Annotated in this window: 11 protein-coding genes, 1 pseudogene and 1 other annotated feature; of the genes and pseudogenes, 2 read left to right on the top strand and 10 right to left on the bottom strand. The window is 34.9% G+C overall.

Annotation, left to right across the window (positions count from 1 at the left end; translation table 11 throughout):
* Nucleotides 1–38: 38 nt before the first annotated feature.
* Nucleotides 39–725: a DUF421 domain-containing protein gene (locus tag M1D66_RS17985; protein WP_001015543.1), complete on the bottom strand. Its 687-nt coding sequence runs from the start codon at nt 723–725 to the stop codon at nt 39–41.
* 160 nt (nt 726–885) lie between these two features.
* Nucleotides 886–1,149 carry a CD3324 family protein gene (locus M1D66_RS17990; RefSeq protein ID WP_000878325.1) on the bottom strand — a complete coding sequence of 88 codons (264 nt, stop codon included), beginning with the start codon at nt 1,147–1,149 and terminating at the stop codon, nt 886–888.
* A gap of 326 nt (nt 1,150–1,475) precedes the next feature.
* Here M1D66_RS17990 and M1D66_RS17995 point away from each other — a divergent pair, with 326 nt between their 5' ends.
* Nucleotides 1,476–2,180 (top strand): polysaccharide deacetylase family protein, encoded by a 705-nt coding sequence (locus M1D66_RS17995; protein ID WP_139849642.1) that lies wholly within the window; start codon nt 1,476–1,478, stop codon nt 2,178–2,180.
* Between the two features lie 39 nt (nt 2,181–2,219).
* On the opposite strand, the gene M1D66_RS18000 is transcribed toward M1D66_RS17995, so the two are convergent.
* From M1D66_RS18000 to M1D66_RS18035, 8 genes and pseudogenes are all read right to left on the bottom strand, one after another.
* Nucleotides 2,220–3,557 carry a sodium-dependent transporter gene (locus M1D66_RS18000; protein ID WP_001088187.1) on the bottom strand — a complete coding sequence of 446 codons (1,338 nt, stop codon included), beginning with the start codon at nt 3,555–3,557 and terminating at the stop codon, nt 2,220–2,222.
* A gap of 299 nt (nt 3,558–3,856) precedes the next feature.
* Nucleotides 3,857–4,079: a binding site (T-box leader), on the bottom strand.
* A gap of 243 nt (nt 4,080–4,322) precedes the next feature.
* The gene (locus tag M1D66_RS18005; protein WP_000505545.1) at nt 4,323–4,898 is read right to left on the bottom strand and encodes a hypothetical protein; all 576 of its coding nucleotides are present in this window, start codon (nt 4,896–4,898) and stop codon (nt 4,323–4,325) included.
* A 23-nt stretch (nt 4,899–4,921) separates the two neighbouring features.
* Entirely contained in the window at nt 4,922–5,749 is an 828-nt protein-coding gene (locus tag M1D66_RS18010) for a DUF4037 domain-containing protein (RefSeq protein WP_065223431.1), read from the bottom strand.
* 92 nt (nt 5,750–5,841) lie between these two features.
* Entirely contained in the window at nt 5,842–6,354 is a 513-nt protein-coding gene (locus M1D66_RS18015; RefSeq protein ID WP_242554671.1) for a GNAT family N-acetyltransferase, read from the bottom strand.
* 78 nt (nt 6,355–6,432) lie between these two features.
* Complete coding sequence (gene cysK / locus M1D66_RS18020; protein WP_086385848.1) at nt 6,433–7,350, bottom strand: cysteine synthase A; 918 nt, start codon at nt 7,348–7,350, stop codon at nt 6,433–6,435.
* 10 nt (nt 7,351–7,360) lie between these two features.
* Nucleotides 7,361–8,572: an MFS transporter gene (locus tag M1D66_RS18025; RefSeq protein WP_001149413.1), complete on the bottom strand. Its 1,212-nt coding sequence runs from the start codon at nt 8,570–8,572 to the stop codon at nt 7,361–7,363.
* A 211-nt stretch (nt 8,573–8,783) separates the two neighbouring features.
* Entirely contained in the window at nt 8,784–10,043 is a 1,260-nt protein-coding gene (gene hflX / locus M1D66_RS18030) for a GTPase HflX (RefSeq protein WP_000393291.1), read from the bottom strand.
* A 483-nt stretch (nt 10,044–10,526) separates the two neighbouring features.
* Nucleotides 10,527–11,080, bottom strand: a pseudogene (locus M1D66_RS18035) (cobalamin biosynthesis protein CbiN).
* Between the two features lie 200 nt (nt 11,081–11,280).
* Here M1D66_RS18035 and M1D66_RS18040 point away from each other — a divergent pair.
* Entirely contained in the window at nt 11,281–12,264 is a 984-nt protein-coding gene (locus M1D66_RS18040; RefSeq protein ID WP_242554672.1) for a ketoacyl-ACP synthase III, read from the top strand.
* Nucleotide 12,265: the final 1 nt, after the last annotated feature.

The raw sequence follows: 12,265 nt of genomic DNA on the forward strand, positions 1-12,265 counted from the left end.
ATAACTTAGAAACAAACATTACATATATCACTTATTCTCTACCGCTGCATTTCCTGACAAAAGAAGCCATCATCTGTTTTCCATTCCGCATATAATACGTCTTCAAATTTAGTAATTCCTTTTTGCTTTATTTGTTTATAAAGCCATCCTTCATCAAATCCCGCTTCCCTCAAATTATCCTTAACTACTTTTCCATCACTAATTAATGAAATTGGTAAGTATACAGGCTTATGTTTTAAACTTAAATCATTTATAGTAGGAGATTCGTATTTACTTTTTTTCAGAACGCTTATGTTTCCGTTCGGTTCCAATATCATATATTCAACTTCTCGGATTGAAAATATATCTTTTTGTTGCCTAAGCATTTGTTGTAATTGGTTTATATCCAAATGATTTACGCTTAATTGTTCACGATCAATCTTTCCATTACGAATAATAATTGAAGGATATCCTTCAAAAAACCTTCTTGTTCCTCTTACTTTTTGTGTTATCACTTCTATAGTATAAATTAAAATTACCCAAACAAATACTGAATATAAAATAGACCATACTTTAATTTTAGGATCATATATTGAATTTCCAACGAGCTCACCTAGGACGATTGCAGAAATAAAATCAAATGGCGTTAGCTGAGATATTTGTGTTTTCCCTAATATTTTTGTAGCAATTAATAGAACAAAAAAACCAACTAAAAGCTCTATCGTTATTTGTCCAATATGATTCATATATGTTCACCTTTCTACTTTTCAAATGCTCTGTATACCATTTAATAAAAAAACGGCACATTTTTTCTATTATCATGCCCGTTCACACCTCATATATCCAATACATATAAAACAAAAAGAGTCTGATTCAAAGTAATATATGAACCAGACTCTTTTCCTCTTATTTAGAATACACAATCTTTTTAATCGTTTCCCCAGAAAGAAAATATTCTTCTGCAAGTTGATGAATAGCAATCCCACTTTTAAAAGCTTCTTTAATTGCTTTATTTCTTTCATCTAGTTGTTTTCTTCCGCCAGATCGTGTACCCCATTTATAATGTTTCGTTTCTTGTTTCGGAATGTAAATTGTTTCACCTTGTATATACTTTTGAATTTCAGTAATTAAACTCTCCGGTAAAACAGCATTAGCTTTTACGTATTTCATTTCTGCTCGCCCCTTATTTTTTATGGTTCATTTCAATAAGGTGCAAAGCCAAATATAAAAAATGATACGAGCGCATATAGGCGATTGTATATTACTTGTCTACCTCACGCAAAGTATCGCCATTTCCATACTTGGCTTTGCATGAGACGTTGCAGTGTCTGGCAATTGAATTATAATCGCCATATAAACACCTCCTAATATACCTTTTGTATTTTATTATATGATAAATTCCTTCTCCTTGCATCCACACCCTTCTTAAAGCACGAAATTACTTAGTTTGATATAATACTTTTTAATTGAATCAAAAATCATTGTGAGGTTACATTATGAAGAAAAAAATTATCATTACAATCGTTACACTATTCTTTATTGTCACGGCATTATTCGGAACATACAAATTGATGAACGCAAGAAGCTTTCAATTATTTGGAGATTTAACACAACGTGTAGAAACAAATGAAAAAGTGATCGCTTTAACTTTTGATGATGGCCCTACTAACAATGTAAAACAAATATTACCGCTACTAGATAAATACAACGCTAAAGCTACTTTCTTTTTAATTGGAAATGAATTAGAGAAAAATCTATCGTTAGGAGAAGCTATCGCGCAATCTGGGCACCAACTTGGAAACCATACATATTCTCATAATAGAATGGTTTTCAAAACACCTTCTTTTATTAAAGGTGAAATAGAAAAAACGAATTCATTAATCCGCCAAACAGGATTTACAGGCGAAATTGATTTTAGGCCCCCTAACGGTAAGAAGTTAATAGGGCTGCCATATTATTTAAATAAAAACAATATCGAAACAATCACATGGGATCTTGAGCCCGATACTTTTTATAAATCTGCGGCTGATAAAATTAAATACGTTAATAAAAATGTAAAACCAGGTTCTATCATTTTACTGCACTCTATGTATGATGAGTCTAATGAAAATTTACAAACGATTGAAGGTATTTTAGATTCTTTATCTAAGAAGGGCTATCAGTTCGTAACAGTAAATGAATTGCAAAAAAGAGCAAAATAAAAAGGTAGCGTATCTTTGTATGATACGCTACCTTTCTTTTTATATAATGCCAAGTACATTTAAGAATACGATAATAATCGCAATTGGTGCGATATAACGAAGTAAGAATAACCATAATACGAATAGTTTATAACCTTTATTTTTACTTACACCTAGCTCTTTCATTAATACATCTTTCTTCATTTTTAAAGGAACAAAGATAGAAACTAATAATACACCAAGTGGCATTAATACGTTACTTACTGCATAGTCCGCTAAATCAAAGACTGTCTTCCCGAAAATCTTCAGATCACTTAATATACCGAATGATAACGCTGATGGTACCCCAACAACGAAGATTAATAACCCTACGATTAAGGCCATTTTTTCACGTTTCCCTTTACCTTTTGATGTTAACGATGCAACACTAATTTCTAACATCGAAATTGCTGATGTAATCGTAGCGAAGAAGAATAGTAATAAGAAAACAATGAAGAATAATTTTCCGAACGCCATTTTACTGAAAATAGCTGGCAACACGATAAATAATAGTCCCGGCCCTTGAGATGGTTCCATTCCAAATGCGAACACAACTGGGAAAATTGCAAGTCCTGCAAGTAATGTAATAACAAGAGTTAAGGCTACGATAGAAAATGCTGAACGTGGTAAGCTTTCTTCTTTCGGTAAGTATGAGCTATACGTTACCATAACGGCTACCCCGACAGATAATGAGAAGAACGATTGCCCCATTGCGTATAATATAACTTCTGATGTTACATGTGAGAAGTCAGGTTGTAAGAAGAAACGAACGCCTTCTCCAGCACCATCTAATGTAAGTGCACGAACGATTAATACAAAGAATAAAACGAATAATGCTGGCATGAAATATTTATTTACTTTTTCAACACCATTTTGTACACCTTTACTTACGATGAAAATAGTAATAAGGATGAATAATAGCTGTGATCCAACTGCTAAATATGGATTGGAAATGATTTCACCAAACGTAGCTTCGTATGCTCCATTTCCTTCCCATAGTCTACCTGTAATTGCATTCCATAAATATAATAAAATCCAGCCTCCTACAACACTGTAGAAAGAAAGTAATATGAAACATGTTACAATTCCTAATTTACCTAACCAAGGCCATAACGTTTTAGGAGCAATCTCTCTATATGCATCGACAGCCTCTTTTTGTGTACTTCTTCCAATAACAAATTCAGCTAATAATAGCGGTAAACCAATTAATAATGTGAAACCGATGAAAATTAGGAAGAACGCTCCGCCTCCTCCAATGCCGGCCATATATGGGAATTTCCAAATCGCCCCAAGACCAATTGCCGAACCTGCTGCAGCTAATACGAAACCTAATTTCGATGTCCATTGCTGTGAATTCATTTGTTAATCTCCTCTCTATCTCTTTTTCTTTGTTACAATTCGGTATTTATATTGTTCTATCAATACTCTTTTCTAATACGTTCACTTCCTCCCTAATAATAAAAAAACGCCCCTACGTAAATACGTAGGGACGACAAAATTATCGCGGTACCACCCTAGTTGTGAAGAACACTAAGAAACCACCTAAATAAAAACGCCCCTACGCAAAAACGTAGGGACGATAAAATATCGCGGTACCACCCTAGTTATGAAGCCACACCAAAGTTAGGACCTAAATAAAAAACGTCCCTACGTAAATACGTAGGGACGATAAATATCGCGGTACCACCCTAGTTGTGAAAAAATCTTCACCACTTTATTTGATAACGGTATAAACTACCGTCTTTCATTTCCTCAAAATATGAGATTTATGAAAGATGCTCCAGGACGAACTTCATGAATAATCTATATACTGATTCACACCAACCATCAGCTCTCTGAAATAGGGAGATATTCACTACTATACCCTTTCATTGCCCAAATATTATTTTCCGAATTGATTACTATCATTTTTATCACACATTAAAAATAGTGTCAACTTATATTTCGAATTTTTATGTATTACAATCTATTTAAAAATTCGAAATATAAGTTTTAGTTTAGAAAACAAGTAGCTTAGTACATAACGAATTCTAACAGGCAATAGAAAAAGAATTACGTATTATTGATACTTATTCAATAATACAAATCATCTAGAAACATAACCTGTCTCTCTGTATTCATTTTTTAAGAGTTTGATGGATACCAAGAAAATTTCGCATCACTATCCAGTGGTCTATTTTTCGTTTCTTCTTTAATTACACGAAACCATTCATTTAGAATTTGAGTTTTGGGCAATTGAGCAGCAAGGCTATCTTCCCAAATTATATGTGAGAACCAGGCTTTCGTTTCCCATTCAAACTGCAATTGTGCGAACGAAATTATAGGGTGATCAGCTCCACGAAATTGCTCATTTACTGCATTTGAAACTTCTGGAGCTTGCGGTAACAACTCGTTCTGAATTCTATTTCTTATCGTCTCATTTTCTAGCTGATCCCAGAAATACAATTGCCCATTTATTTGATAAAAAATATCAAATGAAGCCTCACCTTTCTTCAAATTCAATAACACGAAGGCACGTTCCACATCATTGTCAGCCGCTTTTACAGCATTAACAATTATATTTTGTGCCATTGATACCCAGTAACTAGTCGCTTCCTCTACCGGTGATTCAACATACAATTCTTCACTTAATTCATGAAGAGTAGCTTCTTGCTCATTTACTTTTTCAACTTTTTTAAAAAACCTATTAAAAAACCCCATAACTTCCCCCTTATTACTATTTTCTATTTCACAAAATAAAAAATAGATTTTTCTTGCTCATCCACATTTACTCCTGGCGCGTATGTATGAACTTGTTGCAACACTTCTTCTATTAGCAACTCTAACTCCTGCACACTTTTTTCTGGATTCCCTATTAATGTGTCCGCCATACGTTCATATAATTTTTCAGGTTTAATAGTCATTCGTTCCACATTATTAGGCATCCATTTAAACGCTGGATGATGTACGTACATTTTATTCAAACCAAATAAAACACCGAATATGTTCCTTTGTACTTCGCAAATAACGTCATAAAGCATAAGCCAATCTTTCCGTTTTAAAAGCGCCTTTCGATTGTGCCAACGATTACTTAACCATAGATTTTCTGAAATCATCCGTTTTGCTAGTTCATCTGGATATGCCGCTACTTTTTCTTTTAATTCATTCACTTTCCCTTCTCCATACAAACTAACACCATCATGAATGGATGATACAATACATTGTTTTTCATAACTTATATCATATTGATCCACCACATCCGAAATCACTTTCTCTACTGTCTCTGTTAAAAAGTTACTAATCTCTAATTTAATTCCCTCTTTCGTTAAATACGTTTCCGACCATTCTTCTTCCTCATACGGATGATACGATAATATTTTCCCATCAATATGATAAATAGGGGCCCTACGATCCTCATCTTCCGGCGGTGTTGACCATAAAATATGTAATTCTATATCTGAATGTTCATCTTCAAGCTTTCTAGCTACTGAACCCGCTAAAATAATAGCTTCTACTTTCGGATTTTTCCTATAAATCTCTGACATCTCTATCGCTTTCTCTTTTAATCCCATTTCATTTCCCCCTAAAATTGCAGTAATCCCCTATATTTCATTTATCTATTTCGATATTATAGCTTGCATTACCTTTTCAAATTCCTACTTAATCATATTTCTATCCAATAGCGCTGAATAACTTCACCAGTACGAGAAGAAACTACTTCATTTTCTAATACACCTCCAACCTTTTGAATCGTTTTAGCAGAACCGATATTGGATTTATCGCAAGTTATTAATACTTTCTGCAATCCTAATTTTTGCGCTTCAGCTAATGCAAGCTTTAGTTGTTTCGTAGCGTAACCGTGGCGACGTTTATTTGGATGGACACTATATCCAATATGACCGCTTTCCCGTAATAATTCTGGAGTTAATCTATGTCTAATATTCACAAAACCTATAAGTTCTCCTTTTTCAAAACTTAAAAACTGACTAGATGGCACTCGATTAGCTAGTAAATTTTCTCCTAGTTCTTGTTTACTCACTTTTTCAAACCATTCATCAAGAGAATCAAAGTTTTGTAAAGAACTACTTCCATGTGGTTGTTCCCCTGAGTGTAAAAACGCTTGTCTATACGCCGTAATATGCTCACTATATTCATGGATTGGTTTTAATAGTTTCATTGTTCTTCTCCCCCTCTTCATTCCATAAAACAAACACCTTAATAGCAGCTATTCACTATTAAGGTGTTTCTATCCTTTTTATTCAAATAACCCCATGCTCAAATAACGTTCACCTGTATCAGGCGCAATACATAAAACTTTTTTACCAACGCCTAGGCGTTTCGCTATCATGATTGCAGCGTAAACAGATGCTCCAGAAGATGGCCCAACTAATAATCCTTCTTGTCTAGCTAAGTTTCTCATTGTCGTTAAAGCCTCTTCATCTGCAATTTGAATAATTTCGTTATACACTTCTGTATTTAAGTTTTTCGGAATAAATCCTGGGCTTGTTCCTACTAGTTTATGAGGACCTGGTACACCACCGGATAAAACGGGAGATCCTTTCGGTTCCACTACTGCAATATATAAGTTTGGCAATTTCTCTTTTAACGTTTCACCAGTCCCTGTAATCGTTCCGCCTGTTCCTGCCGTTGCAACAAAAGCATCAAGCTCTCCATCCATTTGTTCGTAAATTTCAAGTGCAGTCGTATAACGGTGAATATTCGGATTAGCTGGATTTTCAAATTGTTGCGGGATAAAACTATTCGGTATTTGTTTTTGCAGTTCTAACGCCTTCGCAATTGCTCCTGGCATTCTTTGTTCTGCTGGTGTTAAAACTAATTCTGCTCCGTATGCTTTCAATAAATTAATACGCTCTTTTGACATATTATCTGGCATAATTAAAATCGCTTTATACCCTTTAGCTGCTGCATTCATCGCTAAACCAATCCCTGTATTCCCGCTTGTCGGTTCAATAATTGTATCTCCTGGTTTGATGAGACCATTCTCTTCTGCAACGTGAAGTAAATTATAAGCAGCACGGTCTTTCACACTGCGCGATGGATTAAACATTTCTAGTTTCACATACACATCTGCTGCGTCTTCCGGAATAAATTTAGATAATCGGACGACAGGTGTATCTCCTATTAATTCCGTAACGTTTTCACACAATTTCATAGCGCATCCCCTATTCTATCGTTTTCTTATCACTTGGCAGTAACCATGAAGTGAGTCCAATTAATGGTAGACAACTACATAATAGCATAATAAATTGCAGGCTATATACATCTGCTAATTTCCCAAGAACTACAGCACCTAATGCTCCAAGTCCAAATGCAAGACCTACGATTAATCCTGACACCATTCCCACTTTTCCAGGCACAAGCTCTTGTGCATATACAACAATTACACTAAAACTACTTGAACTAATAAAACCGATACATAAAAATAACGGTACGACCCACACAAGTGAGACATGTGGTAATAACAGTGCAAGTGGCGCTGAACCTAACATTGAAAATACGATGATATTTTTCTTACCAAATCGATCTGCTAACGGTCCTCCGAAGAAAGTGCCTAACACACCAGCAATCATAAATGCGAATACGAAATACTGGGCATTTTTTATAGATAAACCGTAATGCTCTATTAAGTAAAATTGATAGAAATTCCCGATACCAGCACCGTACCAAGAGCGTACAAAAGTAAGAAAAACAAGAAGTATAATAACGAATTTAATGTGTGTACTTACAATTGCATTTTCCGCCTCAAGTGCAGCCCTCTTCTTCCTTCTTACAGCACCGGTTGCTAATTCATTTTTGTACCAATTCGATACGAAAATTAATAATGCAATTCCTACTGCTGCAAATGCTGTAAAACCCAATGAACCAATTTGACCGAGTGGAACGAAAATTAGCGCTGTAAAAATAGGAGCTAAAGAATTCCCCGTGTTTCCCCCAACTTGATAAATCGCTTGCGCTAACCCTCGTTTTGCACCTGCCGCCATATACGCAACACGAGCGCCTTCTGGATGAAAGACTGCGGAACCTAAACCAATAAATAAAACAGAAATAATAACAATAATAAAGTTTGGTGCAAACGCGAGTCCAATCATTCCAAGCATACTTGAAAACATGCCGAGTGGTAATAAAAATGGTGACGGCTTCTTATCTGAATACATACCAAACACCGGTTGCATAATCGATGACGTCATATTTAACGCAAACGCAATCCACCCTACTTGCATATAGGATAAATTCATCGTTTTTTCCAAAATAGGAAACAACGCCGGCACAACTGCTTGCATCGAATCATTTAAAAAATGTCCAAAGCTAATCGCAAATAATATTCGATATATTGTCGGTGTTTCTACTGTGTTTTTTTGCGAAACTGCCTGCATATGTGAATCGCTCCTTTCTGTACAAAAAATATATTTATTACAGTAGGTGTAATAAATTCTGACTTTTGAAACATTTCTATTCTATACTGCTTTCATTTCTTTTTCCAGAAATATAACTTAACTCCCATGATTGACTTGCATCCTTGTAACTTTCAGCAGTAAAACATTATAGAAAAAGGCAACCCAATCACAAACTGGGTTGCCTCTTACATTAAATTGCAAAACGCTTATACTTCTCGTAATCGCTCGTCTTACATTCCACTTCTAGTTTCGTACCTTCATTTTCATAACTCGTTGATAAAACGTGCGCATGATTATTGAAATACGAAACTACCTGTCCTTGATCATACGGAATTAACATTTCACATTTCGTATATTCTTTATAAATATGGGAACGAATCATTTCTACAAGCTCTTCCATTCCAACATGTTTCTTCGCAGATAAATACACGCGGTCTTCTTGTACTTTCGGAATTTCAACATCCACCATATCTGATTTGTTATAAGCATAGATCGTTGGAATATTTTCTACTCCAATTTTCTTTAACGTTTCATTTGTAATATCAATTAATTGTTCATAATTTGGATTTGCGTAATCTACGACGTGAATAAGTAAATCTGCTTCCGCTACTTCTTCTAACGTTGAACGGAACGCCTTCACAAGATGATGTGGTAATTTACTTACAAATCCAACTGTATCTGTTAATAAAAATGATTTATTATCTGGCAAATCAATATTTCGTACAGATGTTTCTAACGTCGCAAATAACATATCTTTTTCAAATACTTGCTTTTCTTCTGTACCATTATAAATTTCAAGCATTGCATTCATCGTCGTTGACTTTCCTGCATTCGTATAACCTACTAATGCTACAACAGGTATTTCATTTTTCTTACGTTGCTTTCGCTGTGTTTGACGCTGGGCAACGAGCGCTTCTAAATCTTTATTTAAAACTGAAATTTGTTCTTCAATTTTACGACGATCTAACTCTAACTTTTTCTCACCAACACCTTTATTTTTCGTACCAACGCCGCCGCTCTGTCTTCCTAACGATTCACGAAGACCGATTAAACGAGGCATCATGTACTGAAGATGTGCTACTTCTACTTGTAGCTGTGCTTCTTTCGTTTTCGCACGTTGCGCAAAAATATCTAAAATTAAAATGGTACGATCAATTACCTTACAATCTAAATCCTCTTCTAAATTTCGAATTTGTGAAGGAGATAATTCATCATTAAAGATGACCATATTCGCATCTATTTCGCGTACATACGCTGCTACTTCTTCAATCTTTCCTTTTCCGATATAATGCGACGGATTTACTCGTTGTAAATTTTGCGTTACTTGCCCAATTACCTCTACATCACAGGCTTCCGCAAGATTTGTTAACTCTTCCATCGAATACGCAAAATCATCTTCATTACCTACATTTACTCCAACTAAAACTGCTCTTTGTAATACTTCTTCCATATATTTATTCCTCCATTTCGATTACGTAAAATAAAAAACACAGGTCGCTGCCTGTGTTTTCGTAAACGGATAAGGGTTCACCAAAGAAATAGAAGAAAGCTATGCTTTCATCCTATTTTATAGTCAAAAAGTCCCAAGATCGTATACGTATCCACAATAAGCGTTCACCTATACAATCCCATTCTATTTATAAAGGCAAAACAAAAAGAGGGCGTATTCGTCCCTCCCTCTTTTTCACATATAAGCTTAATAAAGGGTTCCTTTAAAATAGGCAGACCAATCCCGTTCACTCTGTACACAGACAGAGCCTTTGAGCGCTATTCAATTATTGGCACAAAGTATTGAGACGTAATCTGATTAAGATCAAAGGAAGCCCCTCCGTTCATTTTAAGTTACATAAAGTGTAGCATAAGTAATTCGCTTTCACAAGGTTTAACAACCTATATCACACGAAAGAAAATCTTTATATTTTTACTTTAATCGTCATTTTTTGCGAGTTTTTCTCACAACAAAAATAAAAAAACAATCATCAATAACAAACCAATCATCAATAACAAACCAATGGAAATAATAACAACTTGCCGCCAATTTAAACCGCTCACCATCTCACCTTTTAAATCCACTTTCTTCGTCGGAACAGACTCTTTTGCAATTTGACTTAAAGCCGCTTTGTCCGCCCCTGCCTCATCCAATCTCTTCGTTCCACTACAACTATTTGTGTGTAATTGTTTTTCTGATCCTCTTTGAGTAGAAAATACTAAGTACCCTCCTCCTTCTACAAAGCGAAACATACAATCACCACCCTTTGTATATACGATAATTTGCGAAGAAGTTGTCCCTTTCCAAATTTTCTTCACTTCAAATAACACTTCAGTTCCAACCTCTTCTTTCCTTCCAACCTCAATTACTTTTCCCTCAAACACTACATCGTTTTTTTGAAATGCAGCTTCTGTTGATACTTTAATACAATCACAAGCATAAGATTTCTCAGGAAAAATAATAAGAATAAAGCTACAAATGATGACGACAGGAAACATGTGTAAAATCCTTTTCAAGGAGCTCAACTCCCTTCATTATCAATTTTAGAAACTTCTCGTATATTATTTTTACAGCACTCGCCAAATTCCTTCATAGTAAGTTAAGTATTATCGTTTTAATACAACAAAAATCTTTATCGACATTTTTATAACCTAATATTAGTATCAGGTTATAAAAATAAAAGTTAGGAGATGTTCCTATGCATTCTAAATCTCGTATTACTGCAATTGGTACTTATGTTCCAGATCAAATATTGTCTAATAACGATTTAGAAAAGATGGTCCATACGAATGATGAATGGATTGTACAAAGAACAGGAATAAAGGAAAGAAGAATCGCTAGTGACGAAGAATACTCCTCAAACTTAGCCATTAAAGCAATTAAAAATTTATGTACAACATATAAGAAAAACTTAGAAGATGTCGACTGTATCATTGTCGCTACTACTACTGCTGATTACGTTTTCCCTAGTGTTGCTTGCCAAATACAACAATACTTCAACATACCTCATACACTAGCTTTTGATTTAAATGCAACTTGTGCTGGTTTTACATATGGACTACACGTCGGTAATAGCTTAATCACTTCTGGATCACATGAAAAAATACTTGTCGTAGCGACAGAGACATTATCTAAAGTTACTGATTATAGCGATAGAACGACCTGTATTTTATTCGGTGATGGTGCTGGAGCTATTTTATTAGAAAGAGATGAAGACACCCCAAGCTTTATCGCTGCTCACATGGGAACAAACGGTGATGGCGGCATTCATCTATATAGAACAAACTTATCTACTACTATGAATGGCACATCACTGCAAACAAATGAAAAAATCGTTCAAAATGGAAGAGAAGTATATAAATGGGCAACACGCACAGTGCCAAAAGGCATAAAAGATTTAATACATACCGCAAATATGCAAGTAGATGATATAGACTGGTTCATACCCCACAGCGCTAACTTACGAATGATTGAATCTATTTGCGAAAAATCTCAAATTCCAATACAAAAAACATTAACGAGCGTGGAATATATGGGGAATACCTCTTCAGTCACCATTCCACTCGCTTTAAATTTAGCTATAAAAGAAGGAAGGTTAAATAACGGAGACACACTTTTACTATACGGATTTGGTGGCGGACTTACGCATTTAGGACTTATTGTAGAGTGGAATTTAATTTAAG

The sequence above is a fragment of the Bacillus sp. PK6-16 genome (genome assembly GCF_056530295.1).

Coding starts and splice junctions, on each gene's coding strand:
- M1D66_RS17985 (WP_001015543.1), bottom strand. CDS start 725: ATGAATCATATTGGACAAATAACGATAGAGCTTTTAGTTGGTTTTTTT.
- M1D66_RS17990 (WP_000878325.1), bottom strand. CDS start 1,149: ATGAAATACGTAAAAGCTAATGCTGTTTTACCGGAGAGTTTAATTACT.
- M1D66_RS17995 (WP_139849642.1), top strand. CDS start 1,476: ATGAAGAAAAAAATTATCATTACAATCGTTACACTATTCTTTATTGTC.
- M1D66_RS18000 (WP_001088187.1), bottom strand. CDS start 3,557: ATGAATTCACAGCAATGGACATCGAAATTAGGTTTCGTATTAGCTGCA.
- M1D66_RS18005 (WP_000505545.1), bottom strand. CDS start 4,898: ATGGGGTTTTTTAATAGGTTTTTTAAAAAAGTTGAAAAAGTAAATGAG.
- M1D66_RS18010 (WP_065223431.1), bottom strand. CDS start 5,749: ATGGGATTAAAAGAGAAAGCGATAGAGATGTCAGAGATTTATAGGAAA.
- M1D66_RS18015 (WP_242554671.1), bottom strand. CDS start 6,354: ATGAAACTATTAAAACCAATCCATGAATATAGTGAGCATATTACGGCG.
- cysK (WP_086385848.1), bottom strand. CDS start 7,350: ATGAAATTGTGTGAAAACGTTACGGAATTAATAGGAGATACACCTGTC.
- M1D66_RS18025 (WP_001149413.1), bottom strand. CDS start 8,572: ATGCAGGCAGTTTCGCAAAAAAACACAGTAGAAACACCGACAATATAT.
- hflX (WP_000393291.1), bottom strand. CDS start 10,043: ATGGAAGAAGTATTACAAAGAGCAGTTTTAGTTGGAGTAAATGTAGGT.
- M1D66_RS18040 (WP_242554672.1), top strand. CDS start 11,281: ATGCATTCTAAATCTCGTATTACTGCAATTGGTACTTATGTTCCAGAT.